Genomic DNA, 25,232 nt, shown 5'->3' on the forward strand with positions numbered 1-25,232 from the left:
ACTGGAGAGGACATGCAGAAAAAAGAAGAGGCCGTTCGGCTGGGATCGCTTCTGGGGGCCATCGGTCGTGAGGCCGGTGTGCGTGATCAGGATATCGCGGTCTTGCAGACCCGCGATCAGACCCCGGCCGAGGCAATGTCCTTCGAATGATCCTGCTGCTTGATACCAACGTGATCATGGAGACGAGGAGGCCCGTCCCGGAGCAGCGTGTTCTGGCCAGCCACGACGTGTCGCCTTTCGAGGCGGCTGGTGTGCGGGTTTTCAATCTGTGGGGGGATATCTGATGTCCGAGACAGATCCAGCAGCGCGCGCGTTTGAGGACCTGTGCGCCGAAATGACGGTACTCCGGCGCAGCGTGGAAGCGTTGCCGCAGGCGTGGCGGGACAATCGGCCCCCGGATTACACGGAGGATCTGGCCCGTGTCGTGAAGGCCATGAATGCAGTCGGTGCACGAATGGAGGCGATCGAGGCCAATCCGACGCTGAAGATGACGCCCCAGGCGTATGGGCAAGGGATTCGTCAGGCCGGGATTTCTGCCAGTCAGGAGATGCAGACAGCGTTTCAGAAAGCGATAGGTGAGGTTCAGGGGGAACGTCGGGTTCTTGCCAATATCATTGGTCAGTCCCGTCAGCAGGATCGTCAGAACTGGTGGCTGTTAGGGGTGGGTCTTGCATGTCTTGTTGCAGGGATCGGGTTGTCGCCTGTTCTGGCGTATCTCCTGCCATCTTCTGTCGGGACGCGAGTGGCATCCTTTATTGTTGGGGAGAAAGATCGCTGGAACTCTGGGGCCATGATGATGGCGGTCAGCAATCCTGAAGGCTGGCAACGTGTACGTGAGGACAGCCAGCTGGTTGAGGCCAACAGAGACAGGATTGCAGCCTGCCAGAAAGCGGCATCGGGTCAGGAAAAAACTCAGAAACCCTGTGTCATCATTGTTCCGGCAGAGCAGGAATAGTCTTCAGGGGATAAAAGCCGACAGCAGAATATGACATGTCAAAGAAACCGGATTTCTTTGACGGATCATCCTGACGTGTTAGAAAAAACATATATTGCTACCACGTCAGAATGTCATGTTAACGCCAACCTACCTTATTCGACCTTTGCCGCCTCAGACGGACATAGAAACGGTTCCGGTTCTCAGGGCGCTGGTCGAGGCCAATAAGGCTCTGGCGGAACTGAAGGGGCGGGCGGCAACTATTCCCAATCAGGGGATCCTGATTGATACGTTGGCTTTGCAGGAAGCCAAGGCGTCTTCGGAAATCGAGAATATCGTCACCACCCAGGATGAGCTTTTCCAGGCGGATCTGTTTCCCGAGGGGCCGGATTCAGTGGCGGCCAAGGAAGTCGCCCTGTATCGAGATGCCCTGCATCTTGGGTTTCGACAGCTGAAAGAAACCGACGGCCTGATCCTGAACAAGGGGCTGATCGCGATTTTCCAGAGGCTCAAGAAGCGGGAAGATGGGTTTCGAAACACCCCGGGAACGGCCTTGAAGAACGAGCGCACGGGGGAAGTGGTTTTTGTGCCGCCGCAGGACGGGCGGGAGATTATCGGGCATATGTCGGATCTGGAGCGGTTCGTGAATGATGACGGGCTCTGTGACCTGGATCCACTCATCAAGATGGCTCTGATCCACCATCAGTTTGAGAGCATTCATCCCTTTCCCGATGGGAATGGCCGCGTCGGGCGGATCCTGAACGTGTTATATCTGACCCGGACCGGCCTTCTGGATATCCCGATCCTCTACCTGTCGCGCTACATCACTCGCCACAAAGATGAGTATTATCATCTGTTACAGAAGGTGCGGGATGAAGGCGCATGGGAAGCGTGGATCCTCTACATGCTGCGTGCCGTGGCCGAGACATCCAGGATCACCCTGGAGCTGATTGAGGGCATGCGGGCGCAGATGGCCACCATGAAGCAGCGGATGCGGACGGAACTGCCCAAAATTTACAGCCAGGAGCTGCTGAACAATCTGTTTCGGCATCCTTACACGAAAATCGAGTATGTCCAGACAGATCTGAACATCGCGCGTCAGACGGCAGGGAAATACCTCGACCAGCTCTCAGAGAAAGGCTTGCTGTCCAAGCACCGCTCAGGGCGGAGCAATTATTATATCAACGCACCTCTGGTCCGCCTCTTCCTGGAGGTGTCCGGTGGCGCATGAAGTGTATGATCTGTTTTTCGAACGTATGGAATTTTACGCATGAATCCCGTTGAGATTGAAGAAGCTGTCTCCCGGATTGCCGAGGCACCTTTTAATCCCGGGGAATTTCCTTTCGAGTTCCTGCAAGCATTCGGAAACCGCGATGTTACGATCAAGCGGCTTCGCAAGGATAACCGCTCGGACGTTTCTGGGGCGGTGCTTCAGCGCAACAACATCCATCTGGCCGTTTGTCCTGCCCGCTGCGATCGTTGCCGTGACGCGCAGGATGTCGGGCCAGTTGCGCTCGATGAGCGGTTCATTGATTTTGCCGCCAACCAGCGCTCGCACATTGGCGGGCGTCGCGTTGGGCGTGAAGGCATAGAGTCTTTTCTGAGAGAGATCTCGGATACACGATGCGAACCTGTAGCCGAGCAAGGAGCTGGCGGCGAACACATGATCGGTAAAGCCACCCGTGTCGGCAAAATGCTGGCGGACGCGGCGGCCTGCGTCATTCATGAGCAGCCCATCGAGTATATAAGGTGCCTCGCTGACCGTTGCCGGGATGACCTGGGTAGCGAAGGGTGCATATTGATCGGACACATGGCTGTATCCCTTGAGGCCTGGGACGTTGCCATATTTCGCGTTGATCAGATTCATCGCTTCGCCCTGCTCGGTAGCAAGGAAGAACTGCCCGTCGCTGGATGCGGATTTCCCTTGTCCCCAGAAGGCGGACATAGGCAGAGCGGCATGGGCTTCCACGATCATGGCGAGCGCCCGATCATAGGCGCTGCCTTCGACATGCCAGCGTGCGATCCGCAGCAATTCCCAGAAGCTGTGCGTATTGGTCGCCGCTGCCATCTTGCGTAGACCAAGATTGACGCCTTCCGCCAACAACACGTTCATCAGGCCGATCTGGTCGCGGCAAGGCACGCCAGTGCGCAGATGCGTGAAAGCCTCGGAGAATCCGGTTCGCTCATCGACTTCCAGCAACAAATCGGTGATCCTCGTGGACGGGAGCTGTTGATAGAGATCGAGTACGAGATCCTCAGTGCCTTCGGGTGTGTCAGCCTTCAGCTTGTCGATGTGCAGCTTGCCGTTCTCGATGATGCCGCCTGGGATCGTACCGGTTCGCGCCGCGCGGCCAAGCGCCTTCAGTTGTGTATCCAGTCGAGCCCTGCGCTCGGCAAGCCATTCGCCGGGTTGCAGCGGCACAGCGAACCGCGCGGTCTGCTCTATCGCCTGTGGCGGGACCAGGATCTGCTTGAGGTCGCCATAGCGGCGCGATTTTGCCAGCCATATGTCGCCGGACCGGAAAGCGTCGCGGATATGGAACAGCACCGCGATTTCCCAAAGTCGGTAGTCGCCGGCGGGCGCAGCGCGAAGATGACGATGCCATTTGGAGCTGGGACGTAGAAAATCCATAGGAGGATCGGATTTGATCCCGCTCTGTAGCAGCGCGATAGCCGTCAGAAGAGGCTTGGCAATCGGCGCCGCCTGCATGTCGAGCAGGCGCAGCATCCTGGGCGCATAGAGGCGGAAGCGATGATAGCCGTCCAGCACACGGCTGAGCGGGTCGGCAGCGAGCACATTGGTCAACGCAGAGGCCGTGGCGACAAGGGTTCTGAACCGTTCCCAGCCTGGACCGGTGGTGATTATCCCGTCCAGGGATGCGCCATCGTCCTGCGCTCCAAGCAAAGCACCACCGATTTCAGCAAAAGACTTCAGCGTGTCCCGAACGGCCGCCTTTTCGTCGGCGATCTTGGTGCTGCAAAGGCGTTCGGAGACCCGATAGAGACGGCCTACGATGCGATCGTGGGTCTCCACGATGACATCAGCCAGAGATGACCGCCATTCCATGGTGCAGACAGCAAGGATTGCAAGCCGCCTGCCTTCGGGCAGATCGCGCATGCCGTCGGCGTAATAGCGCTCGCCCTGCCGGCGAAGGCGGGTCACACGATGCGCGGGAACGCCGTCCAGCAAATCTGCCGGAAGATCGAACTTGTGGAGATATTCCAGTCGATCCATCAGCCGATTGGCCGCCGCCGAATTTGCGCCAACTTCGAACTGTCGCAGCCATACGAAGCGGGTGATGCGACCATCCACCGTATTCTCTAACAGATGAGCCAAATTCTCGCTCAGGGCTGGTGTTATGCGATGGGCGATACGATCTTCGATCCTGCGTTCGGCCTTGACCAGTGCATCGGCACAAAGGCGCTCAATCGTTGAGAAACCGGGAAGGATTGTGCGGGTGCGGCGACACTCTGCAACGAAGCGACGGGCAAGATCCTCATTCGATGTCGCCGCCTCGGCTTCCCGAGCGATCCAATCGCGCAAATCCCGTGCGCCCCGCCCCGAAAAGGAGCGATAGCCGTAGATCCGGCGTAGGTCCGCCAGATGCTCATGCCGGGTCTCCTCGCGCGCGGCATAGAGGAGTAGATCGTCACGGCTCAGCCCGAGCTGGGCCGCGATGAAATCCGATACCTGTGCCGGGATCAGCTCGCCAGGGGTGAGTACCCGGCCCGGGTAGCGCAGGACGCACAGTTGCAGCGCGAAGCCGAAACGGTTGTGGGCGCGCCGGCGCTGGCGGATATGCCCGAGATCCTCATCGCTAAGGGTATAGTGCCGCAGCAGATCACCTTGATCGACCGGTAAGTGAAACAGCGCCTCGCGCTGTCGATCGGTCAGGGTCACGCGACGCGGCATACATGCTCCTTATTCTTTCCAAGGTAAGGTTTGAGATAGTTTGATTGCGATGCTGGTTAAGATACACAATAGTGCAAGCTTATGTGCTCATGTTCGTCACCGCTTCAAACCAACGTTTAAGAAACATGCTGATCGGATATGCCCGCGTCTCCAAAGCCGATGGTTCCCAATCCCTCGACCTCCAGCACGACGCCCTGCGTGCCGCCGGTATCGAGCCAGGTAATATTTATGATGATCGTGCATCCGGTAGCCGCGATGATCGGCCCGGCTTAGCTGCATGCCTCAAATCCTTGCGCGACGGCGATGTGCTGGTGGTCTGGAAACTCGATCGCCTCGGGCGCTCGCTCGCCCACCTGGTCAACACCGTGAAGGATCTGTCAGACCGCAGGATCGGCCTGCGTGTGCTGACCGGAAAAGGCGCTCAGATCGACACCACGACCGCATCCGGCCGCATGGTGTTCGGTATCTTTGCCACTCTGGCCGAGTTCGAGCGGGATCTGATCCGCGAGCGCACCATGGCTGGCCTTGCCGCAGCCAGAGCGCGCGGACGAAAGGGAGGGCGAAAATTCGCCCTGACCAAAGCACAGGTGCGTCTCGCCCAGGCCGCCATGGCGCAGCGCGACACGTCTGTTTCCGATCTGTGCAAGGAACTCGGGATCGAGCGCGTCACTCTATACAGATATGTCGGACCGAAGGGCGAGCTCAGGGATTATGGGTTGACTACACGAAAGTGCATTTAACGTACGTTTAGAGAGAACGTTAAACGAACTATCATGTAAGGTTTAGGGCCTGTTAGGTCTTGAGGCGATCTGCTGTTGCGGCGATGCAGATAACGGCCATGAAGGACGTAGCGGTTTTCTCATACCGCGTGGCGACTGCTCTCCACTCCTTGAGACGTGCCCACAGATTTTCCACCAGATGTCGGTGCCGATAGGCCCATTTCGGGCAGGTTACTTGTGGCTCGTTGCGTTTTGTCGGGATGACCGGGCGTGAACCCCTGTCCCATAAGGCCTCTCGAAACTGGTTCGAGGCATAGCCCCGATCGCAAACGACATAGCGCGGGGCGTGCGGCAATGCGTCAAGGAGGGCCATGGCCGAGGGGAGTTCATGGGCCTGACCTGGCGTCAGGGTGAAAGACAGGGCCTTTCCATGCCCATCTGCGGCTACGCAGACCTTGCTGCCAAACCCTCCACGCGAGCGGCCAAGTGCTTCACGATCATTGCGGCGTTCTCTGAATCCCCCTTTTTGGCCGCTCCGGCGGCCTTGTGATGAGCCCGAATGTTTGTGCCGTCGAGGAAGACCATACCTAAAGCCGGATCTTGACCCTTCACCTGTTCAAACAGAGCCTGCCAGACGCCGAGCTTTGCCCAACGGATGAAGAGTTGGGCTGCCGTCCACCAGGGGCCGAGTTCAGCAGGAATTGAGCGCCATTTCGCGCCATTCTGATGGCGCCAGAAAATCGCCGACAGGGTCCGCCGCAGATCGCGAGGCGGGGTTTTGCCTTTTGGACGGACCGTCTCGATCAGAGGTTCCCCGACCGACCATGCATCATCGGAAAATACAGACTGCATCATGCTCATCACAAAGAGCTATGCAACTCGTTCCGTCTTTCAAGACCTAACAGGCCCTAGCTGTAGGCTAAGGCGCATCCCTTTCGGCCGTAGCTCACAAAAGGTCGCGTAAGTCTCTCGTAACGTGCGCTCGGAAAAAGGTGACGAGTGATCTACCCGCAGCAAGCGCTCAGTTTCGATGGTGCTATCGTCATGAACTCGAGGCAGACAGGGACTCAATTGTTCGACGTGGTAGATTGAAACAGTAGAAAATGAAGAATGTTTTAAGTGGGTACCGATAGGTAGATTGATCGGACAGTCACTCTATCCAAAGGAACACGCCCGATGTTTTACGAAATTGCCACACACGGCGTGATAAGCGTCATATTATTCTGTGGCTTTCTCGGCATGCCACTGCTGGGCATCGTTGCAATGATCCTAGAGCTGCGCCGAAAAGATGATCCGAGAGAACCTGCGACCGCTGGCCGAGTGCCAGTCTGCATTGCCTATACTATCTGATTGCTGGCTCAGTCTCCGCCGCTTTACTGTAAATTCCAAAAAATCTGACGCAGACGAATTTTAATCTGCTTTGGTTAAAGTCTACGCGCGTCATATGGTGATATTATACCAAACTTGATCGATGATGTACGCGCGCTTGGCGCGTGCTCCTTATGAGAGACGCCGCCGGAAGAACCAACGGCGCCAGTCTCCTGCCTTGCAGCAAGACTTATTTAGAAACACCAAGCGGTGCCGTGAATATACGCCCGTCGACATCCGTGAAGCGAATAACCGACCCGTTTGCCGGCGTATGGGCCTGCGTTAGCCACGGGAGGGTAATGGTCGCCTTCGCCCCCATCGGCGCACGGATACCGTAGGGCCCCGGGCCAAATTTGTTATAGGCGTAATCATTATCGAAGTTCTGCTTCGTCAGGGCTGACAGAACTTTGGCATCCCAGTGTTCTGCGATCACTTTGTCCGGCCCGATAACGGCTGCATCAACGATGTGCACGGGTGCTTCAGGCGTTCCTGCATCCAGATAGGCATGAACGCGAATACCGCCATCAGCGAGAACGACCGCATTGGACAGCGTCACGTGATGCTTCGTCGGGCTCACCGGCCCACTATGGAACGGCGTAACGACGGAACCGCGAAAATAGCTGTAGGTGCTGACGTTGTAGATCAGGACAAAGCCGAACAAAGCCAGCGTCAGGTTCCGGAATGGAATATCCGCCAGCGGAAGCGGAAGCGCGCCGCTCGCCCAACGAAACCAGGCGCTGTCTGCGAGACGCGGACGTCGGGCCAGCAACACATTGTCGAGGCTGAAAGCACTCGATCCGCCGAGCAGCAGGGTCGTTCCCATAGCCAGGTTACACGCGGCCATCGTCCATTCGTCGATGCAGGTCGCGCCCTGCCAGCCGAACATGGCCATCAGGATCACGGAAAAACCCATCGAGACGAGCGCGGACGCCCGGGTCATGAACCCTGCCATCAGCGCGGCACCGGCGATCAGCTCGGCGGCGCTGAAGACGATGACACCTGTGTAGAGGAGCCAGAAATGCTGCAACAGGAACGAGATGACGTGTTCAAAACCGAACAGCGCCCCAGGCATCGCGGTTTGAAATTTGTTGGCCATCCAGTTGTGGCCGCCCCAGGCGTCGAGCTTGGAAGGCGCATAGATGAAACGGCGCGACCCGCCGCCCCAGTAAATGAACCCCTGAATGACCCGCGTTGCCAGCAGTGCGAGGCCGCCGATGCGCCAGTTACGCTCGGCTTCGGTCAGGGGTCGGGCGGTGGCGCCAAAAACGGCGCGCTGCGCTGATGCGTGTGTGATACTCATGTTCGCCTCCATTTACTCGCTGTCGTGATCCGGCATGCTGCCGCCGTGATAGGCCTTGAAGCCGTAGCGTTCGAAAATCGCCAAGGCGGTTGGCGACTTGATGAAATCGAGCCAGAGCTTTGCGGCCTGAGGGTGCGCGGCTCCCTTCACCATCGCGCCCGCGTAGATCGCCGTGCTGTTCTGATCGGCGGGAATGTCCACATGGCTGATGGCGTGCCCGGTCTGTTCCTGGAAGATCGCTTCGGACTGCCATGTCACACCGGCGTCAGCGAGGCCCTGCATCAGGAATAACGGCGTTTGCCGATGATGAATATGCGTCAGGACCGTGCTGCCGTTGGCAATTTTCGTCTTGTAGACGGCGTTGGCCAAAGCTTTGCCGCCCGCCTTGTCCAGTGATGCCTCGATCTGGCGCGCGATGCCCTCGAATTCGGGATTGGGCATCGCAAGCCTGATGCCCGGGCGGCCGAGATCCTTCAAGGATTCGACGTGGCCGGGATTGTCTTTCGGAATCATGATCGTGAGCGTGTTCGTGACATAGGGCACGGCAGGCGCCGCCAGCAGGCCACTCTTGATATACTGATCGATCTTCTTGAGGCCCGCGAAATAGGCGTCGGGCTTGGCCGTCCACGTCATATTGCCGGAGGTGATCGTCCCGCCTGCTTCGATCTGGCGGATCAGCAATCCGGGCGGGATCGTCTCCCAATAGATCTTTCCGGAGAATTCGGGATGCTCATGCTCGAACGCCGAGACGAGCGGCGCCATGGCGAAGAAGTAGTTTCCCCCGACATACAGGACGAGGCTCGGATTCGTGATGTCGCCATGAAAATCGGCCAGAACATCGACTTCCGGGACGGTGAATTCGAAGCCGCGCCGTGTCGCGTCGTTGTTCTGGCCGTGCTGCCACGGCGGAAACACGTCTTCTGCGTAATGCGGGGTCTGCGCCTTGCCGTTCCATTGCACCGGATCGGCCAACGCCGCAGCAGTCGACAGCACGAAAGTCGCCGCAGCTGTGGCCAACAGGGTTTTTCTTATTCTTGAGGGTGTCATAGCCGTTCTCACTTCACGTAGCCGAAACCGGCATGTTGCAGTTCAGGGATCGTTGCCACGATGCCGGGGGTCAGGACGACGCCGTCGATCAGGTGATTGGTCAGTTCGGCGGCCATCTGCTCGTGTGACAGATGATCGGGATTGATACCTTTCTCGATCAGCTTGCCCGTCTGCTCCCAGATCGCGTTGTGGCAGGCCATGAACACGACGCCACGCTTCTGCAAAATCGGGATCGTGTTGCCTGCCGCTCCGAAAAGACCCTTCGGATCCTCGTGAGCCGACGCATCGAGAGCACCGTCTGGCGTTTTGATAAGCGTATTAAACGCAAAGGCCGGCCCGGCGAGCTTCGCCAGCTGATACTTGTCCCAGATTGTCTGGTCATAGAGGGCAAGGTGAGCGGAGCCATGCGTGGCCGACACCGCGAGAAAGTCCGGGTGTCTGAACGAAAACACCTGTGCGTTAACGGAATTGCGCATCAGGTTGAGCCAAGGGCTATCGATTGCTGTGTTGTCCCAGACCTGCTTCCGCTCGCCGCGATAGGCGATCACCAGATCAAGTGCCTGGGCGTCCCACATGAGCGGGTCGTCGAGCACCATCGGCACGGTCCTGAAATCGCGGCGGCGCGGGGATCTGGCCAGCTGCGAGGTCAGCACGGCAAGATTGCCGGTTCCGTCCGCATGGGACGAGGAAGATCGTGCTGCCAAGGCAGTGGAAGTGGTGGCGATCGTTGCGCCGGCGGTGGCCGCCATCAGACCCAGCAGGGCATGGCGCCGGTCGGCGCGAAGGTTTGAAGTCATGTCGTTCATAGTCGGTCTCCTTTGGAGAGCCTGATCATGCGCTTCTCTTGATCACCCGAACCAACTCATTTGAAAGCACGAAACGTTCGATTTTCTGTATTATTCGGCGATGTAACTTCGGTTATCGCCCCTGAAAGATCACCCCGGAGGTCTATTTCAGGCCGATGAAAACCCGCACAGCTCCACGATCGCTGGCGACACCGCCCCCGAGACCACCGCTTATTGTTACTGCCGGCTCCAGAATATGGTTAAAGCCGATATCAACGAAGCTCGACAGGCGTCGTTGCCTGGTTTGCTGCTGACGCACCACATCGGCGACCAGCGCAGTTCGAGGCCCTATCAGATGCGAGCCGACCATCCCGACCATCCATCGCTTCGGCCGTTCGTCAGGCCGAACCCTGAAGGATCGCGTCCAGGCGATTTCTATGCCGACCCTGGGCGCCTGCCTGGAACGGCCAAGCGATTTCGTCGCAACGAACTGGACGCTGTCGCGTGGTCCCTAATGGCCGCCCCCATAAGGCTCCTGGCGGATGAGCGATATCAGCATGGCCGGAACGTAGCGCCCCTGCTGGCGGAAGTTCCATTCCACTTCCGCGCCCGCCAGATTGCCATGAACACTTGACGCGTCGCCGAACTGACGCGCGGGCGCAAAGCTCAGTTCGATCCGGCCGGGCAGTCCCAGCTTGATGGCCGGACCACCCCGCGCGCTGTAGCGCCCGTCGCCGGCTATACTCACGCGCTCGGCCGTTTGCAGCGCGACATGTCCTGACGGCGTGACAAAGGCGTCCTTGAGCCTGACGGGTAAATTAGCGCTCAGACCCTGCGGATCGCCCTGCGCGTGCACCGGACCCATCAGGCACCAGGCAAACACGGCGCACAGGCACGCCCCCACAAACTCATTGGCCCTGTTGCGCAACAATGCGGCGTTATGGCCGCGGTGCCTAGCCCACGGCAACGAGAACAGCACCGAGGGCGATCAGGACAACCCCGCCCCAGCCTTTGGCGGACATATGTTCGCCCAAGACCAGGACGCCGAAAATCGCCACGAAAACGACACTCAGCTTGTCGACAGGCGCCACGCGCGCCGCATCGCCCAGCTTCAACGCGCGAAAATAGCATAGCCATGATGCTCCCGTGGCGAGACCCGACAGCATGAGGAAGAGGACCGTCCGCCCACCGATGGGGTCTAGCGCGCGCAGCTTGCCGGTGAGGGCAAGCAACGTTCCCAGCACGACGACGATGACGATCGTGCGCACGAAAGTTGCGATATCAGAATCAACCCCCTGAACGCCGAGCTTGGCGAGGATTGCCGTCATCGCCGCAAAGGCGGCTGATAACAGAGCCCATACCAACCAAGGGGGCACACCTGAGCCATTCATGATCATGATGCCCTATCGGTTAGGCGTCTTCTTCGGTTGCGGTCTGGGCGATGCGGATGGCGCCCGTGTTGAACCCGTCGGCCGTGATATGGCCCAGCGCCACGGCACCGATGCAGAGAATGACCGACGCGGCCACGTTCACGGACGCCCGCCCCCAGGCATCGTTACGGATCAGGTCGAGCGTCTGCAGGCTGAAGGATGAGAACGTCGTATAGCCGCCGCAGAGCCCGATCATCACGAAAAGACGCATGTTTTCCGACACCGGATAGCGCCCGTCCGCAAGGGTCAACGTGCCGAAGAAACCGATCACGAACGAGCCGAGCGCGTTGATGGGGAGGATCGTGCCCCATGGGATGAAGCGGCTGATCGGCATGGCCGCGACGGAAACCAGGTAACGCGCCAACGTGCCGAGAGCGCCTCCGACCATGACGATAAGACAGGTTGTAAACGACATGCCATTCCCTTTCTGCGCGAGTTCGGACGGAACCCGCTGTTTCGGGCGGCGAAATGCAGACGCACTCCCACCGCCATTGTGTCGCGGTAGGAGCCATCAGCCCTTGCGAGGGCGGTTGAAGGGGGAGCTCCATCCCCTTGTCGGGAGAGTTAACATAAAGCGGTCGCAGTGCGCTACTTCAGGGTGCCGCCGTCGGGGCATGGTTAATCCCGAGAAGAGCCGTTTCCTGTATTTGTGACCTGCCAGCCCTCCTTTTTTGTTGCTCGCCCTCACCGCCGGGCGCACATAATCCCGGTGACGCGCGAACAGCAGAATTTCGTCGTCCTGGACAAGGGGATGGGGTTCCCCTGAAACCGCCGCAAGGCTGATGACTCCTCTGTGCCGCAATCGGTACGAGGAGACATGTGCGCCTCTCTTCGTTCCGAAGGTCGTTTATCTTTGGAGTGGAGATCTATCATGCACATACTGGCCATTCTCGACCGGCCTGGGCCGGCGCTCCAGACCCTTCGCACCGTCGATAGCCTCATGGTGCGTTTGCAAGATTGCAAGGTGACGATCCTGCATCCGCGGCAGGAGACCAATCCGGACTTCCAGTCTGAGGACGAAGGCATCGAGACGCAGAGCGAACACGCCGAGTTCGAAAAGCGCGAACAGAATTTGAGTGGTACCTTGCGCGACATCACCGAGCGATGGATGACGACGCGCGCGGACACGGGCTCAGCACAATGGCTCCAGGCGATAGGCGACGTTCGCAGTATCGTCGCCGAACAAAGCCGGAAAGCCGATCTCGTGGTCGTCGGCAGACACATGCCAAGCGACCCCGACCGGACCAGAAAGACTCTCATGGCAGCACTTTTCGATGCCAACGCCGCCGTATTAATCGCTCCTGAGCATGCGCCCCGGACGATCGGCGTTCGTCCCGTCATTCTGTGGGAGCCGTCCCGGGCGTTGGATGCCGCACTATCGGCGGCATGGAAGTTGCTGCTGACTGCCGAACACGTGACCTTCCTGATCGGAGCGCTCCCTGATGAATGTATGCCTGATCCTGCCCGGCGGTTGATGGATGCCGGCATCAGTGTCGGTATCGATCGTTTTCGGATTGATGACGGTGAAGGGATCGCGCTTCGCGATCATGCACTGCGCGCAAATGCGGATATTCTCGTTATGGGCGCCTATACGCATCCGCGTTTCTTCGAAAGGCTTTTCGGAGGCGTGACCGAGGACATTCTTGCCCACGAGATGCTGCCATTGTTGATCCATCACTGAACATCGATGCCGATGCCGCGCTTGATATCCCAAGCGACTTCACGCGCGGCATTGAACAACTCAGTTCCCCATGTAAGGGTGATTAGCTCCGGGCGTGAGCGCCGTGTAGAGCTGGTCGCGAATATTGTCGAAGCCGATCGTCAGCCACCGGGCAGAGGCGCCGTCTGTGGCAATCTGTCCCGAGGTGCGGGTAATTTCTTTCGATCCGTCACACATGGCTGCGGTGACCTGAGTCAAACCGCCTTTCGGCCCGCCTTGGGCAAATTCCGTTTCGGCGGAGCAGAGTTCGTCCTTGGCGGGCAATCGCACGGCGTTGAGATACATCACGATACGACGGCTGTCTGCCGATGCCACGCCGTCCTGCGTCGGATAAAGGGCAGCCAGCGTCGCGTCTGTCTGACCCGGAACCGTTCCGATGAACTTGACGGGCAGGCTCTTGTAGTCCCACCACAGACGCGCCCGTTCATGCGAGGGATTGTTGCTGCTGGTGATTGCCGTTCCGCATCCGCCAAGCAGAGCCAGTCCCGTCAGGACGGAGGCGAGAGGCAGAACCTTCGATTTGCCAAAAATTTTCATGGAAGCCTGTTCCCGTGATCGCATTTCGGCGCATGATTTTTCGGAGGGGCAGAGACACTCTCCGGAATGCAAATCATTGCCTTTCGAGTTTCGCGGCCAGGACCGATTTCCCGCCTCGCTTCTCGTGAAGACTTTGATACGATCAGGGGACGAGGCTGAAAATTGAAACGTATCGCTTAGAACGTTCGATAAAATAGATTACCGGGTTGCTCTTTCACCCGGAAGGCCTCATTCGAGAAAAGCTCAGCGCCCTGCAACGCGTTTCTCAGGGTAATGCGCCGCAATGCGCTGGTTCATTGGATACACGGTCGACGAAATCAGGCCGTACGCCGATGCGCTCTACTCCGGGGTTGCGATGCAGGGAGAGACGAACAGATTTCCCGCCCACCCGCTGGCGAGCGTCTTGGCCGCGACGACCAGCCACATGATGGCGAGCATCACGCAGAACACCGTGCCCGCGACGCCGAAAAACCCGTAATCGAGCATCGCACCGAGCCGGAACGTTGCGACCGTGTAAACGCCCAACGGGAAGGTATAGCCCCACCAGCCGAGATTGAACGGGATGCCCGAGCGCCAGTAGCGCGCCGTGATCAGGCACGCCATCAACCACCACCACAGCCCGAAGCCCCACAACAGCAGCCCCGCCAAGACCCCCATGCCGTGGGCCGCGATGCCGATCTCCCGCGGGCCATGCAGCGCCATGATTGTAGGTGCGTCCCCACCCAACACCAGCATTCCGAGCGCGCCCGTGCCGATCGGTCCCAACGCCAGCCAGCATGACGCCGCCATGCTCTCATGCGGCAGTTTGTGCAGCGCCATGCGTAGCGTCAGGATCGTCAGGATGCCGAACGCGACCGGCACCGAATACGCCCAGAGGACATAGGACGTGAGCAGCACGGTGAACTGCGTGCCCGCATCCGCCAGATGCGGCGCGATCTGTCCCCCGGATGCCCCCGCCACTTCGGCCGCCACGACCGGTAGCAGCCAGATCGCCGTCATGCCTTCCAGACGATGCTCGTGCCGTGTGAACATCAGATACGGGATCAGCACCCCGCAGGCGATCGACATCGCCACGTCCAGCCACCACAGCGCATGGGCGATGCCCACGATGCCCTCACCGAACAACGAAATGCCGAACGCGATGCCGCCGTTGATGATTGTCGCCAGTCCCATCGGTATGGTGCCGAAGAACATCGATACCGTGCCATGCCCGAAGATCCGCCGCGCCTCGTGGCCGAACATCATCCACCGCGCGGCATAAAGCCCGGCGAACAGGGCAAACAGGGCGATGTTGAAAAGCCACAACGCTGTGCCGACGCCGTGGAGATACGAACCGGCGACGGGGATCTGCGGTAGCGCGAGGGCCAGGATACCCGTCCCCATGGTGGCAGCGAACCAGTTGGGCGTGAACTGGCGGATCATCTCGCGCGGATGGGCGAGGTTCTGCAGCGGCTTCGTCATGGCTTGTTCACTGTGACAGGGGCGCCCAGCAGGGCGAGAAAGGCAGTTTCCGCCGGCGACAGGCGGCGTTGCGGGTGGCGCAGCGCGCGGAACTGCCGGTCCGGCAGGTTCATGGGCACGGCGCATAGCAGCCCGGCCTCGATCCGGCCCGCCACCACGCTTGCCGAGAGCACGGCAGCAGCGGTCCCCGTCTCCACGGCGCTGGCCATCGCCTCGTTGGACGCGACCTCCAGCATCACGTCGAGATCGGCCGGATCGACGCCGAGGGCGTGGAGTGCGTGTTCGAACTCGATACGCGTGCCCGACCCGGCCTCGCGCAGAACCCACGGGCTGCGCGCGAGATCGCGGGTCGCGGGCGGAGTCGACGCCCATGGGTGATCGGGGGCCACGACCAGCAGCAGCTGATCCTGAGCGACGACATCGCTGTGCAAGTCCGGCGTCGGCAGATCGCCTTCCACCAGGCCAATCGACGCCTCGCCCGATTGCACCCCTGCCGCAATATCGCGTGTATTGGCGATCGTGACGTGTAGGCGAATGCCGGGATACGCGGCGCGGAACGCATTCAGACGCGCGGGCAGCCAGTAGCTCGCTATGGTATGGCTGGCATGCAGGCGCAGGCTGCCGTCGCGCAGGCCCGCGAGGTCGAACATCCGCTCGCGCGCGATGTTTGCGCGGTTCAGCACGGTGCGCGCTTCCTCAAGAAACAACCGACCGGCCGGTGTCAGTTCGATGCGGCGACCGATCCGGCTGAAGAAAGCAAGCTGGAATTCGCCCTCCAGTTGGGTCACGGCATGACTGACGGCGGATTGCGTCAGATTGAGGAATTCGGCGGCCCGGGTGATGTGCTCGCGCTCGGCGACAGCTGCGAAAATCCGAAGTTGTTCCAGCGTCATGACACTACCGCCCGGGTCAGGGCCACCAGCACGGCACAGCCAAGGGCACCAAGCGCAATCGTTAGCGCGCGCTCCATGCTAGGGCCGACCGAGTAATGCGTCGTATCCGCCGCGATTGCCGTACGCGTGGCTTGGAACCGCCGATACGCTGCGGCGAACAGAACAACGCCGAGCGCGACGAACACGACGCCCAGTTCGGCGGTGGCCCCATAAGGGCGCGGTGCGGCGGCATCGTGCTGGTCTGCCGCCAGACGCAGGAACAGGTCAAATTTCGCCAGTACGCCGCCGAAGGCCACAATGGCAAGCGCCGTGCGGAGCCAGGCGAGAAAGGTCCGCTCATTGGCCGCGTGATCGGTATAGCGCGGGATCATACGGCCTGCGCCAGCCGGTCGGCGACCTCACGGGCCTGCACGCGGATTTCCGGAATGGCAATGGACTCCAGCAGCACGCCGAGCCGCGCCGGGCCGATTGTAAACAGATCGTCCGCCACGTCGCCCTCCGCGTTGATGAGCGCACCGTCCGGCGTGCAGGACAGGCCCGCGCCCTTGAAACCAGGAACTATCTCACCCCGATTGAACAAATCGTGCAGCAAGGGCGCGTCTGCGCGTTGGTATTTCAGGCTGGGGCCGGTACAGTTGATGACGTGGGCGGCGGTGATCGTCATGTCGTCGCCGGCCCTGACGATCAGGCCATCTTCGCCGGTGCTGATTGCGGTCACGCGCCCGTCAAGCACGCGCAAGGTTCCGGCCTGACGCTCCTGGTCAAGGATATCTGCAATATGCGGAGCCATACGATGCCGCAGGATTTCCCAGCGCCGTAGCAAATGCCGCTGGAAACGGGATTTTTCGACATCCGGCAGCGCCAGCCACAGCGTGTTGATGACCGGACGCATGCTGTCCACCGCCGCCCGCCAGTCGGTGCCGCGTTTCAGTGCCGCATGGAAAGCGCGCAGGTAGGCGAGTGCGGTTGATGCTGTATTTCCGGGTGTAAAGACAGGTGCTGGCAGCTTCGTGTATGCCGCATGCCGTTCGGGAAACAGGCCGCGACGCGACAGGGCCGTCACCTGTCCGCGGTGGCCGTTCTCCCGCAGACGCAGCAGTACGTCGATCGTGGTCAGGCCGGTGCCGATCAGCGTCACCGCGTCATCGGGCGCAACGTTGGCCAATGCCCGTTCATCCCAGGCGTTGTGGTGATAGCGGCCGGTGTCGTCCAGTTCGCGCGGGATACCGGGCAGGCACGCCGGATCGAAATGCCCGGAAGCCAGCACGACCTGTCTGGCATATAGCACCTCCCCGTCAGCGAGTGTCACGGCAAAGCCGCCGTCGATCCGGTGACAACCGACGGCGCGCTGCCGGACGTGCTCAGGAGCTGCGATAGAATGCAGGTTGCGAAGATAAAGGCCATAGAGCGCGCGCGGTACGAACTCCCCGTCATCGATCGTGCCGGGCACGTTCTCGGCCAGCCAGCGCAAGAAGTGGTCGGGGTCGGCCGGGTCGGCGCTCATGCCCTTGGCCGGGACATTCAGGAGATTTTTCAATGACGGTGTTGAGTAAGCGAGCCCGAAGCCGGGACGGTCGGACGGATCGACCAGCGTCGCAGTCATACCGTAGCGGGTGGCGAGGTTCCACGCCGTCAGCGTGCCGCTTGCGCCCCCACCGATGATGACGATGTCGTGTTGATCGGGCTCGGTCATATCATAACTCTCCTGGATTGCGTGTCACCAGAATGATCCGAAGCTTCTGAACCATCCATGAGATTGTCTAGATTGGAACGTTCGAAACTATCGAACTGTCTCCCTGACCTTCGCATACAACATAATTGCCGCCAGTCATGCTTCCGTTGCAGGCACAGCAGCTAAACGCACAAGCGTTCGGTAAACCGTCGGCCGTGACACTGAAAAGACGGCGGCGAGATCGCTGATCGAGTAATCGCCGGTGTCGTACATCCGGCGCAGTTCCTTCTGCTGCCGCTCGGAGAGCTTGGGCTTCTTGCCGCGCAGTTTGCCCTTGGCACGGGCAACCGCCATGCCTTCGCGGGTTCGCATCCGGATCAGGTCGGCCTCGAACTCGGCGAATGTTGCGAGGATATTGAAGAAGAGCTTGCCCATCGGATCGGACGGGTCATGCACGCTGGCACCGAGCTGGAGGCGTACGCCCCTGGCGGCGAGGTCGTCTCCGATCGCTCGCGCGTCCGGCACCGATCGGGCCAGCCGATCGAGTTTTGGCACGACGAGGGTGTCACCGCGTCGCACAGCTGCCAGAGCCTGATCCAGGCCAGGGCGGGTCCGGGTCGTTCCGGTGAATCCCTTGTCAGTATAGATCCGTTCAGCGGCGATCCCGAGGTTGAGCAGGGTCTCACGCTGCACGGCGAGGTCCTGCTTGTCGGTCGAGCAGCGGGCGTAGCCAATCAGGACGTGCGTCATGGGAAATATTGTAACGTATAAGGACCCTTCATCGCAAAACATATCGTACTATCTATATGAGACTCTGTTCTTGGCCGTTTTCCATGGGTCATCTGGTCGGCCAGAGCGGGTCCGTTCAACGATCCCCTTCCGGACACATGAAGGAGACATCCGATCATGGCGCGGCGCCGTCTTCTGACCCGTGAAGCTCTCGCCCGACATTACGAGCCTTCTGTCGATGATCGCGAGATCACGAGACATTTTACACTCAGCCAGGATGACTTCGATCTGATCGCAACCCGCCGCGGAGAAACCTCCCGATTGGGTTTTGCGATGGTCATGCTCTACATGCGCTGGCCGGGACGGGTGCTGGAATCTGGTGAAACACCACCGGCTCCCATTCTGTCATTTGTTGCGCGGCAGCTCGACCTGTCCCCTGGGCTCTGGTCCCATTACGGACGTCGTGACGAAACCCGTCGATCCCATCTGGCCCACCTGATGAAGCGTTATGGCTACCGAACCTTCGATCGGTCGGCATTTCATGACATGACCGGTTTCGCGATGCCAATTGCACATCATGTGACCCAGCCATCCCGCATGGCTGCGATCCTGATTGACGAGATGCGTCGCCGAAGCATTCTCCTGCCGTCGGTCACTGTCATTGAAGCCTTGGTGCGCCGTGCTCGCCAGCAGGCCGATCACCTTGTCCATGACGTCCTTGCAGGGGATCTGCCGCCGGAAACCCGTTGTCGTTTGGACAAAATGCTGGAGCGTCGTGGCGATCGCAGTGCCTCCTCGCTCTCGTGGCTGCGTAACCCGCCCCTGTCACCAGCCGCGCGCAATATCCTGCGATTGCTGGAACGCCTGGAGTATGTACGATCCCTGAACCTCGACAGCGCTCGCGCCACGACCATACCGCGTGTGGCCTTTGACCGTTTGAGCGAAGAAGCTGCCCGGATTACGCCCCAGCATCTGGCCGAGCTTCGGTCATCCCGTCGTTACGCCATTCTGGTGGCAGCCGGGGTCCGACTTGAGGAGGTTCTAACCGACGCGACCCTCACAATGATGGACAAACTCCTCGGAAGCATGATGCGCCGTGCCGAGCACCGGATCCGTGACAAAGCGATTGTCACCATGCGATCGTTGCAGGCCCAGCTTCGTCTGCTGACAACCTCCTGCCGTCATCTGATTGAGGCGCGTGATCAGGGTGTTGATTCACTGTCTGCCATTACGGGAATTGACTGGCCCCGCCTCCAGGACGCCATCGGCAGGGCTGAAACCCTGACAGCTCCAGAGACCATTGATCGCACGGCCGAACTGATCAACCGGCATCGCTCTCTTCGTCCTGCCATTGGTCCATTCCTGAACGCGTTCCAGTTTCAGGGTGGTCGCACGGTACAGGGATTACTGAAGGCGGTGCAGATCATTGGAGACCTCTATCGGACCGGTAAACGCCGCTTGCCTGACTCCTGTCCGATCCGTTTCATTCCGCCTTCCTGGCACAGCTTTGTCAGGCCAGAGGGAACAGTCATACGACAGGCTTACGAACTCTGTGTTCTGACCCAGCTGCGCGAGCGTCTGCGTGCCGGAGACATCTGGGTAACGGAAAGTCGCCAATACCGCGCATTCGACACCTACCTTCTTCCGGAAGCCACGTTTGCAGCGATGCGCGCGCAAGGACCGTTGCCTCTGGCGATCAATGCTACGGCTGACACGTTCCTTTCTCAACGGCGTGCAGTGCTGGAAACCGCGCTGAACCGGGTGACGGCTCTTGCCAGGAAGGGCGAGTTGTCACAGGTCCGGCTTGATGCACATGGTCTTGTGATTTCGCCTCTGAAAGCAATTACACCCCCTGCTGTGGAAGAGTTGAGGCGGGCGGCTTACGACCGGCTGCCACGGATCAAGATTACTGATCTTCTGCTGGAAGTGGACCGCTGGATCAGCTTCACCGACTGCTTTACCCATCGCCGTTCCAGCCGTGTCGCGGATGACAAAAACGCCCTGCTGACGGTGATCCTGGCGGATGGGATTAATCTTGGCCTGACACGCATGGCCGACACCTGTCAGGGTGCCACTCTGCGCCAGTTGGCGCATCTGCATGACTGGCATATCAGCGAGGCCGGATACGCCGAAGCCCTTGGCCGTATGGTTGCAGCCCATCGTGGGCTGCCCCTGGCGTCACTCTGGGGAGACGGCACATCGTTCTCAAGTGATGGTCAATTGTTTCATGCAGGTGGCAGAGGCGCTGCGATCAGCGATATCAATGCGCGCAATGGCAGTGAACCGGGCGTCAGTTTCTACACCCACATCTCCGATCAGTATGATCCGTTTTCGACCCGGGTGATTGCTGCGACGGCCGGTGAAGCGCCCTATGTTCTGGATGGACTGCTTTATCATGCTAACGGACTTTCCATTGAAGAGCATTATACAGATACGGGTGGGGCATCGGATCATGTTTTCGGGCTGATGCCCTTCTTTGGTTATCGATTTGCGCCCAGGATACGGGATCTGAAAGAGCGGAAACTTCACCTTTTTCCGGGACAACACCCGGGCGAACTTCTGGGTGGGATGGCCGGTGACCTGATCAATACCAACCATATTGTGGAACACTGGGACGACCTGCTGCGTCTCGTCACATCTATTCGGAGTGGAACCGTGACCGCTTCGGCCATGCTGCGCAAACTCGGATCTTACCCCCGTCAGAATGGTCTGGCTGTGGCTTTGCGCGAAGTCGGCCGGATCGAACGGTCAATTTTTATGCTCGACTGGATACAGGATCTGGATTTGCGCAGACGAACCCAGGCTGGACTCAATAAGGGAGAAGCCCGGAATGCGCTGGCTCGGGCGCTCTTCTTCAATCAGCTTGGCGAACTGCGGGATCGGCGTTTTGAAAATCAGGCCTATCGGGCGTCAGGTCTGAACCTGCTGGTGGCAGCGGTCATCCTATGGAATACGCGCTATCTTCAGTCTGCCATCACGACGCTCGGTATTTCAGATGACCTGGCCCAGCATATCGCACCCCTCGGCTGGGAGCATATTTCTCTGACAGGCGACTATCGCTGGAATGTCGATGAGCAGCCCGAAGCTGGCGCGTTACGACCGCTTCGGGTACCTGCATCCCTACTTGTTGCGTGAGCCTCAATGTGGCCAGTTCTACAGGTGTTCACTCCAAGCGTACGTAAAATACACTTTCGTGTCGTGATCCCTTCATAGGGGGATATGTCTGTCATTTCTTTGTCCTGTAGATGATTTTTACTTTTCTGTTGCCGGATCCAGTCTGAAATTTGTGGCTGTCCTCCCGTCATGAAGGTCGCGGGTGTGAGATTATTTTTTCAATTTCAACGTTCGGAGCGTCGGATGTAGGTTTTTCCGGAATTTCCAGTCATTTTATATATTAGCATTGCATAATATTTAACTTCACGACTCCGGGATTTCCTCTCCCTGTGAAAACAGGAAAGAAGAAATCATGGAAATCGCAGCGCAGGGGTATGCAATCTGATCGGCTGTTGGACTGACTGTTGTGGCTGCGCTTAGCGGTTCCATGGAGCGTGAGCTACGACCCGTGCCAGGCCGCAAAAACCTGTCAGTCCAGCAACGGTAAGGCCCGCGCCAAAAAAGCCGGTCAGCAGGAAATACCATGGGCTTACAAAAAAGCCGAGAAGGCTGCCTGTGAGAACAAGTAATCCGATGATGAGTTGCACCTGACGGTCGAGGGGCAGGACTTTCCGGCCGCTTCTTTGTAATGGCAGGCCTTCCTTCATCCAGGACTCGATGCCTCCTTCAAGATTATAGAGAGTGAGGCTGGGGTCTTCGGCCAATAGTTTCTTGCAGGCAGAAGCACCACGACCACCCTTGCGACAATAAATGACCAGATTTTTGTCAGCATGAGGCGGCAGAATGGCCTTTTTGATTGAGCCCAGTGGCAGAAGGGTCGCGCCGGAAATGGACTCGGATGCAAATTCCGAGGGCTCTCGCACATCGACCAGGGCGACTTTCTTCTGCTCCAGCCAATCGTTCAGGGTTTTTGCATCCACGGACTGCATTGTCATTTTACATGAACTTCCTAATCAAGGGTGTTCGCGACAGAAGATCAGCTGAAGCACGGCAAGTACTGCCTGTGCTTCAGCGCTGCAAAGTCGATAATAGATCATCAGGCCGCGTCGTTCTGAAGTAATCAGACCAGCATCTTTAAGTCGCGCCAGATGTTGAGACAGGGCCGACTGCGATAATCCAACGGCTTCAGCGATATCTCCGACATTTTTTTCACCGGAGACAAGGTGGCACAGCACCATCAGTCGGTTGGCATTGGCGAGTTCCTTGAGAAACCTCTCTGCTTCCGAGGCATGACGCTGCATGGCTTCATGGGAGAGGGATAGGTTTCGTTTTTCCACGTTGATACCTTATTGCAGAATTCTATTTTAGCAATATCTAAAATACTTAATCCAAATCGTAAAGTGTCTTTCCGTATGGATGCCGGTATATGCCTCGTGAAATATGCCAGATAATGATTTCTGTAATTTCGTCTATGTTTTCAAATATTTTTTGAAAAAACATGACATTCCGCATCCTTTTCATGCGAATTGCAGAATGTCATCAGTTAGACGCCGGAAGCGAATAAGGATTGCAGTTTCCAGTGGTCTGCACTGAGTGTTTTTCCGGCTTTGGAAGCGGCAGAAGAACACTCGGCATAATTTTCTTAACGAACAATGGGGGGAGTATGCCCCTTTATTTGTCCGTTTTCGCTGAAAACCAGGGAATCATGCGGGCAATAGCTTCTTCAATCCTGTCGGTTGAAACCGCGAAGCTGAAGCGCATGAATTTGTGGCCATTGACCGGGTCGAAATCAATTCCGGGCGCAGTTGCAACACCTGTATCGCGCAGCAGTTCTTCGCAAAATATCAGACTGTTGTCAGTCAGATGTCCGATATCGGCATAAACATAAAACGCGCCATCAGGGGGGGCTATATTGTTCAAGCCCATCTGTGGGAGAGCTTGCAGGAGAAGATCGCGGTTCTTGCGATAGGTCACAAGATGCCCTTCCAGCTCCTCGCTGCAATCAAAGGCGACCAGCCCGGCGTGCTGGCTCAGGGAAGAAGGTGTCAGGAACAGATTGCCCATGCGGGCACGCGCCTTGTCGATCATGTCTTCGGGAATGATCAGCCATCCCAGACGCCAGGGTGCCATGCTGAAATATTTGGAAAAGCTGTTCACGATCAGCGCTTCCGGTTCATATTCCAGAGCGCTGTGCGCTGGTTCACCATAGCTCAGACCGTGGTAAATTTCGTCGGAGATGATCCGGATATTGCGCTCGCGGCAGACGCGGACGATGGCGCGGAATTCCTGTTCCGGCAGGATGGTCCCCGTAGGGTTGGCGGGACTGGCGATAATCAGGGCGTCCGGTGCGGGCACAAGCGCTTCGATGGCGCGCGCTGTCAGTTGGAAGCATTCTTTCTCGCCACACGGGATTTCAACCGGGACCATGTGAAGGCTTTTCAGCGTGTTGCGATAGGCAACGTAACCCGGCCGGGCCAGAGCAACGCGCATGCCGGGTGTGAGGCTGGACAGCAGGGCCAGAACCAGAGCCGGTGACGCGCCACAGGTCAGAATGACCTGCTGCGGGCGGATGCTGACGCCATATGTGTCGTGATAATGCCGGGCGATCCGTTCACGAAGGGCCTGACTTTCCCAATATCCCATCGGATCTGTGGCCAGAACATGTTGTGCGCGTTCGATGGCCTTGGTCGGCGCCCCGGTGGAGGGCTGGCCAAATTCCATGTGAATGATGTCCTGTCCCTCGGCTGCGAGACGGTGGGCCAGAGCGCTGAGTTCAATGGCGTGGAACGGTGCGATTTCGGGAACGGACATGCATGACCCATGGGGTTGTCTGAAACTTTGGCCCTGATAGCAGAGATGGAATGAAAGAGGAAAAAGACCAGCACAAAGACGCTTAATCTTCTGCTGCGAACCGGGCTAAAAAGCACGAATGATATGTTCCGAGATTTTCAAGACAGAGCTTGCTTGGCGCCCGCCCGAGGATTTTCTCGGATTTGCTTCCGGAGCATCGTCCTGCGTCATGCTGGACAGCGGTGGAGAGTCGCCTGAGGGGCGCTGGTCATGGCTCTGTCCACGACCAGTCTCCACACTCGTGTTGCGACAGGGGGTTCTGAAGCGTGACGGTGTGGAAATCGCGCAGGGGACGGATGTCTGGTCTTGTATCCGTGCGATGTTGCGTCCACGCAGTGCGGAAGATCTGCCTTTTCCCGGAGGCGTGATCGGTTTGGCGTCTTATGAAGCGGGCATGCGGCTGGAGCGGATTGCGTCACGGCACATGAGCGATGAACCCGAACTCATTGCCATGCTGTGTGATGATTTTTTCGCTTTTGACCGGCTGGAAAAGCGCCTTTGGTGGGTCAGTCATTCGGCAGCGCCTGTGCCGGAAATTCCGGTCGTTCTGGACGCGGAAATCTCACGGAAGGGTTGTACATCGGGTTAGATTATGAAAAAGTCTGTTTTGCACAAAAGAAATTTCCATAATCATCAAGAAAACCCGATGCAGACAGAGTGTAGCGCAGGCGCGTATGAATTTCCAGCCTCCTATGGACGGCGTGTTGTAGCCCGTTTTGACGGGGGTCGCATGAGTTCGGATGGGGGCGTCATTCTGGTGAAGCAGGCTGATGACATTCTGGGGCTCAGCCGCCGCTTTGCTGCCTGTTTTCGCGATAAG

General features: G+C 58.7%; 26 protein-coding genes, 2 pseudogenes and 2 riboswitches. Of the genes and pseudogenes, 10 read left to right on the forward strand and 18 right to left on the reverse strand.

Annotation, left to right across the window (positions count from 1 at the left end; genetic code table 11):
• The first annotated feature begins 12 nt into the window (after positions 1-12).
• From GOB93_RS17405 to GOB93_RS21680, 5 genes and pseudogenes are all read left to right on the forward strand, one after another.
• On the forward strand, positions 13-150 hold the full coding sequence (locus GOB93_RS17405; protein WP_026019313.1) for a hypothetical protein: 138 nt from the start codon (positions 13-15) through the stop codon (positions 148-150).
• Positions 147-284: a hypothetical protein gene (locus GOB93_RS17410; protein WP_019088723.1), complete on the forward strand. Its 138-nt coding sequence runs from the start codon at positions 147-149 to the stop codon at positions 282-284. The genes GOB93_RS17405 and GOB93_RS17410 overlap by 4 nt, the downstream gene beginning before the upstream one ends.
• Positions 284-955, forward strand: a complete 672-nt coding sequence (locus GOB93_RS17415; RefSeq protein ID WP_173584750.1) for a DUF6118 family protein — start codon at positions 284-286, stop codon at positions 953-955. The genes GOB93_RS17410 and GOB93_RS17415 overlap by 1 nt, the downstream gene beginning before the upstream one ends.
• A gap of 115 nt (positions 956-1,070) precedes the next feature.
• Entirely contained in the window at positions 1,071-2,165 is a 1,095-nt protein-coding gene (locus GOB93_RS17420; RefSeq protein WP_173584751.1) for a Fic family protein, read from the forward strand.
• Between the two features lie 39 nt (positions 2,166-2,204).
• Positions 2,205-2,399: pseudogene (locus GOB93_RS21680) on the forward strand (type IIL restriction-modification enzyme MmeI); the annotation flags it as partial.
• Here the strand turns inward: GOB93_RS21680 and GOB93_RS17425 are convergent.
• Positions 2,400-4,847, reverse strand: a pseudogene (locus GOB93_RS17425) (Tn3 family transposase); the annotation flags it as partial.
• Between the two features lie 125 nt (positions 4,848-4,972).
• Between GOB93_RS17425 and GOB93_RS17430 the strand changes: the two are divergent.
• Entirely contained in the window at positions 4,973-5,587 is a 615-nt protein-coding gene (locus tag GOB93_RS17430) for a recombinase family protein (RefSeq protein WP_173584752.1), read from the forward strand.
• Between the two features lie 52 nt (positions 5,588-5,639).
• Here the strand turns inward: GOB93_RS17430 and GOB93_RS17435 are convergent.
• From GOB93_RS17435 to crcB, 8 genes are all read right to left on the reverse strand, one after another.
• A protein-coding gene (locus GOB93_RS17435; protein WP_196756840.1) for an IS5 family transposase occupies positions 5,640-6,418 on the reverse strand; the annotation gives its coding sequence in 2 pieces (ribosomal slippage) (positions 5,640-6,079 and positions 6,079-6,418; 780 coding nt in all).
• 706 nt (positions 6,419-7,124) lie between these two features.
• Positions 7,125-8,234 (reverse strand): TQO small subunit DoxD, encoded by a 1,110-nt coding sequence (locus GOB93_RS17440; protein ID WP_011251529.1) that lies wholly within the window; start codon positions 8,232-8,234, stop codon positions 7,125-7,127.
• 12 nt (positions 8,235-8,246) lie between these two features.
• The gene (locus GOB93_RS17445; protein WP_010510929.1) at positions 8,247-9,251 is read right to left on the reverse strand and encodes a substrate-binding domain-containing protein; all 1,005 of its coding nucleotides are present in this window, start codon (positions 9,249-9,251) and stop codon (positions 8,247-8,249) included.
• Between the two features lie 38 nt (positions 9,252-9,289).
• Positions 9,290-10,087 carry a thiosulfate dehydrogenase gene (gene tetH, locus GOB93_RS17450; protein ID WP_010516738.1) on the reverse strand — a complete coding sequence of 266 codons (798 nt, stop codon included), beginning with the start codon at positions 10,085-10,087 and terminating at the stop codon, positions 9,290-9,292.
• A gap of 142 nt (positions 10,088-10,229) precedes the next feature.
• Positions 10,230-10,445, reverse strand: coding sequence for a hypothetical protein (locus GOB93_RS17455; protein ID WP_010516735.1), 216 nt, complete (start codon positions 10,443-10,445; stop codon positions 10,230-10,232).
• 132 nt (positions 10,446-10,577) lie between these two features.
• On the reverse strand, positions 10,578-10,997 hold the full coding sequence (locus tag GOB93_RS17460; protein WP_242010880.1) for a hypothetical protein: 420 nt from the start codon (positions 10,995-10,997) through the stop codon (positions 10,578-10,580).
• Between the two features lie 22 nt (positions 10,998-11,019).
• Complete coding sequence (locus GOB93_RS17465; protein ID WP_456303846.1) at positions 11,020-11,442, reverse strand: EamA family transporter; 423 nt, start codon at positions 11,440-11,442, stop codon at positions 11,020-11,022.
• Positions 11,443-11,476: 34 nt separating this feature from the next.
• Positions 11,477-11,911: a fluoride efflux transporter CrcB gene (crcB, locus tag GOB93_RS17470; protein ID WP_010510921.1), complete on the reverse strand. Its 435-nt coding sequence runs from the start codon at positions 11,909-11,911 to the stop codon at positions 11,477-11,479.
• A gap of 80 nt (positions 11,912-11,991) precedes the next feature.
• A riboswitch (Fluoride riboswitch) is annotated at positions 11,992-12,057 on the reverse strand.
• Positions 12,058-12,234: 177 nt separating this feature from the next.
• Positions 12,235-12,295: riboswitch (Fluoride riboswitch) on the forward strand.
• A 72-nt stretch (positions 12,296-12,367) separates the two neighbouring features.
• Between crcB and GOB93_RS17475 the strand changes: the two genes are divergently transcribed.
• Positions 12,368-13,177, forward strand: a complete 810-nt coding sequence (locus GOB93_RS17475; RefSeq protein ID WP_010516727.1) for a universal stress protein — start codon at positions 12,368-12,370, stop codon at positions 13,175-13,177.
• 60 nt (positions 13,178-13,237) lie between these two features.
• Here the strand turns inward: GOB93_RS17475 and GOB93_RS17480 are convergent, their stop codons facing one another.
• The 6 genes from GOB93_RS17480 to GOB93_RS17505 form a co-directional block, all read right to left on the reverse strand.
• Positions 13,238-13,753, reverse strand: a complete 516-nt coding sequence (locus GOB93_RS17480) for a thioredoxin domain-containing protein (RefSeq protein ID WP_010510917.1) — start codon at positions 13,751-13,753, stop codon at positions 13,238-13,240.
• Positions 13,754-14,092: 339 nt separating this feature from the next.
• Positions 14,093-15,214: a TDT family transporter gene (locus GOB93_RS17485; RefSeq protein ID WP_010516726.1), complete on the reverse strand. Its 1,122-nt coding sequence runs from the start codon at positions 15,212-15,214 to the stop codon at positions 14,093-14,095.
• Positions 15,211-16,107 (reverse strand): LysR substrate-binding domain-containing protein, encoded by an 897-nt coding sequence (locus GOB93_RS17490; RefSeq protein WP_010510913.1) that lies wholly within the window; start codon positions 16,105-16,107, stop codon positions 15,211-15,213. The genes GOB93_RS17485 and GOB93_RS17490 overlap by 4 nt, the downstream gene beginning before the upstream one ends.
• Positions 16,104-16,478 carry a YidH family protein gene (locus GOB93_RS17495; protein WP_010516723.1) on the reverse strand — a complete coding sequence of 125 codons (375 nt, stop codon included), beginning with the start codon at positions 16,476-16,478 and terminating at the stop codon, positions 16,104-16,106. Before GOB93_RS17495 ends, GOB93_RS17490 begins: the two co-directional genes overlap by 4 nt.
• Positions 16,475-17,800 carry an FAD/NAD(P)-binding protein gene (locus tag GOB93_RS17500; protein WP_010516722.1) on the reverse strand — a complete coding sequence of 442 codons (1,326 nt, stop codon included), beginning with the start codon at positions 17,798-17,800 and terminating at the stop codon, positions 16,475-16,477. The genes GOB93_RS17495 and GOB93_RS17500 overlap by 4 nt, the downstream gene beginning before the upstream one ends.
• A gap of 135 nt (positions 17,801-17,935) precedes the next feature.
• Positions 17,936-18,529, reverse strand: a complete 594-nt coding sequence (locus tag GOB93_RS17505; protein WP_019092210.1) for a recombinase family protein — start codon at positions 18,527-18,529, stop codon at positions 17,936-17,938.
• A gap of 156 nt (positions 18,530-18,685) precedes the next feature.
• Here GOB93_RS17505 and GOB93_RS17510 point away from each other — a divergent pair, with 156 nt between their 5' ends.
• Positions 18,686-21,643 (forward strand): Tn3 family transposase, encoded by a 2,958-nt coding sequence (locus GOB93_RS17510; protein ID WP_173584753.1) that lies wholly within the window; start codon positions 18,686-18,688, stop codon positions 21,641-21,643.
• 395 nt (positions 21,644-22,038) lie between these two features.
• Here the strand turns inward: GOB93_RS17510 and GOB93_RS17515 are convergent, their stop codons facing one another.
• The 3 genes from GOB93_RS17515 to GOB93_RS17525 all read right to left on the reverse strand — a co-directional run bounded on the left by GOB93_RS17515 (position 22,039) and on the right by GOB93_RS17525 (position 24,373).
• A complete protein-coding gene (locus GOB93_RS17515) occupies positions 22,039-22,557 on the reverse strand; it encodes a rhodanese-like domain-containing protein (RefSeq protein ID WP_010518081.1) in 519 nt (172 codons plus the stop codon).
• 18 nt (positions 22,558-22,575) lie between these two features.
• Positions 22,576-22,899, reverse strand: coding sequence for an ArsR/SmtB family transcription factor (locus GOB93_RS17520; RefSeq protein WP_010518083.1), 324 nt, complete (start codon positions 22,897-22,899; stop codon positions 22,576-22,578).
• Between the two features lie 334 nt (positions 22,900-23,233).
• Entirely contained in the window at positions 23,234-24,373 is a 1,140-nt protein-coding gene (locus tag GOB93_RS17525) for a pyridoxal phosphate-dependent aminotransferase (protein ID WP_124306797.1), read from the reverse strand.
• A 118-nt stretch (positions 24,374-24,491) separates the two neighbouring features.
• Between GOB93_RS17525 and GOB93_RS17530 the strand changes: the two genes are divergently transcribed.
• Together GOB93_RS17530 and GOB93_RS17535 are read left to right on the forward strand one after the other, a co-directional pair.
• A complete protein-coding gene (locus GOB93_RS17530) occupies positions 24,492-25,001 on the forward strand; it encodes a hypothetical protein (RefSeq protein WP_082086132.1) in 510 nt (169 codons plus the stop codon).
• 57 nt (positions 25,002-25,058) lie between these two features.
• A partial coding sequence (locus tag GOB93_RS17535) for a transposase (protein WP_173584754.1) occupies positions 25,059-25,232 on the forward strand: 174 nt, incomplete at its 3' end.

Origin of the sequence: Acetobacter musti, from assembly GCF_011516835.1 — a bacterium.
Taxonomy (GTDB): Bacteria; Pseudomonadota; Alphaproteobacteria; order Acetobacterales; family Acetobacteraceae; genus Acetobacter; species Acetobacter musti.